Here is a 461-nt window from a genome sequence, read left to right on the forward strand (position 1 = left end):
CCCTCGACGAGTTGGTGGACATCGTAGCCTTGTCCGATGCGGATATTCATGTTTTGTCCTTTTTTCCATGTCAGGTCGTCTGAAAAACGGGTTTCAGACGACCTGCAACAACAGCCTCACAATCAATTCATCCTGCGGCAGCGTCAGCTTCAAATTGCGCGTATCGCCCTGCACCAGCAGCGGCTGCACGCCCAGCTTTTCCACCGCCGACGCTTCGTCTGTAATATCGCTCAAATCCTCTGCCGACAAAGCTCGGTGTAACAAGGTCGTCTGAAAAAGCTGCGGGGTTTGCGCCTGCCACAATCCGGCGCGGGAAACGGTTTCGCCGATATGGTTTTTACCGTCGGCGCGTTTGAGCGTATCGGCAACGGGTATTGCCAAAATACCGCCCTGCTCTTTTCCGCCCGCTTCTTCAATCAGACGGGTCAATGCCTCGGGTGGCAGGCAGCAACGGGCGGCAT

General features: G+C 55.7%; 1 protein-coding gene. It reads right to left on the minus strand.

Going from position 1 to position 461, the window contains the following annotated elements:
• Positions 1 to 93: 93 nt before the first annotated feature.
• Positions 94 to 461: 2-C-methyl-D-erythritol 4-phosphate cytidylyltransferase (locus tag ACTHUR_RS20325; RefSeq protein WP_440400601.1), on the minus strand; the 368-nt coding region annotated here is incomplete at its 5' end.

The organism is Neisseria sp. P0021.S007 (assembly GCF_051956855.1).